The following is a 1,316-nucleotide window of genomic DNA, read 5'->3' on the forward strand; positions in this document are numbered from 1 at the left end:
CTCTAAATTGACTTCTGAACGCTTTTACTTTAGCATTGAATGATTCAGCAGAAGCATTAGTACTTCTATTATCAAAATAGTTTAAGATTGATTGGTAATTAACCGTTATAGTATTTAAAAGAATATTAAAATTTTTAAACCCTGAGTCCTCTACATTCCTGTACCAATGTGCCAGTTTGGTCATCGCAATATGTTTATTGTTATGATTGTTGTAAATACCTCGTAGTTGTTGGGTTAAACTGTAGGCTTTTTTAATATCTGGAAACAAGCCAAATAACAATTGGGCTCGTTCGTTTTGTCTCTGGGTCCATTTATCGCGGGATTTATAAAGAACATATCTACTTCTGGCTAACAATTGTTTTACAGAGTCTCCATTAGGTAAAAGCTCTGGGACATAGGTTTTGTTTTCTCTTTTCGCTTGTAATATCAATCGATTCTCAGTATCCATCGCTTCCCAACGATATTTTATTCTAATCTCCTGTAATGCTTCTAGAGCTAATTTTTGAACATGAAATCTGTCGGTAACCTGTACCGCTCTTGGAAAACATCTTTTGGAGATCAACTTCATGGAATTAGCCATATCAAGTGTTGTTTCTTGGATATAACATCTTTTTTTGTAATCAATTTTACAGATATGTTCAATGACCTGATCTGCCTTTGTCCCTGCAATAATAGCCACTAAGCAACCTTTTTTACCTCTGGCTTCCTTATTGGTTACAATAGTAAAAAGCTCACCCTGAGACAAGGCTACTTCATCAATTGACAAGTGGGTACCTATATTTTCAGGATAAACAATCCACTCATGCGCATGTTCTCTTGGAGCCCACGTATTAAAAGAGCTTAGATGTTTTTTGTATTGTCTTTGTAGTTTTTTCCCATTGACTCCGAAGAAACCTCCAATGGTTCGACAATCGATAGCGGTCTTATCTATTAATTTCTTTTAAAAAAGCCGCAAACTCTTGAGTCATGCGGGTTCCTTTAGCAACTAAATTCCAATCTCTTTTAACGATCTCGCCTGTATCTTTATTAGTCCAGCGACGTCTTTTGATATGTAAATACACGAACTTGCCTCTCAGAGGAAAGTCCTGAATGGTAATCTCATCTTGAAAACCCTTTGAGACTAATTGAAGATCATTAAACTCTTTGGGAGGTTTAGAATTCTCTTCAAAATAGAGGTGTAATATTTCTTGGGTATTAGTAGATGAAACTACTTCAAAATGTTCTACTAAAAAATCAGGAAGCATAAACTTCAAAAGTTCTATAGGGGTCATATAAAATTCTTAGATTACAAAGTTCTTATTTTATTTTGACATTTC

At 34.7% G+C, this 1,316-nt stretch carries 2 protein-coding genes; both read right to left on the reverse strand.

The window, feature by feature from the left end; translation table 11 throughout:
* Positions 1-901, reverse strand: a 901-nt coding sequence (locus IRZ78_RS25975) for a transposase (protein ID WP_347349851.1), incomplete at its 3' end; no start/stop codon positions are given.
* 22 nt (positions 902-923) lie between these two features.
* Positions 924-1,271 (reverse strand): transposase, encoded by a 348-nt coding sequence (locus tag IRZ78_RS25980; protein WP_194620491.1) that lies wholly within the window; start codon positions 1,269-1,271, stop codon positions 924-926.
* Positions 1,272-1,316: the final 45 nt, after the last annotated feature.

Origin of the sequence: Flavobacterium sp. CSZ, assembly GCF_015350725.1 — a bacterium.
Taxonomy (GTDB): domain Bacteria; phylum Bacteroidota; class Bacteroidia; order Flavobacteriales; family Flavobacteriaceae; genus Flavobacterium.

Excerpts from the sequence above, each read along its gene's own strand:
- IRZ78_RS25980 (WP_194620491.1), bottom strand. The coding sequence starts at position 1,271 with ATGACCCCTATAGAACTTTTGAAGTTTATGCTTCCTGATTTTTTAGTA.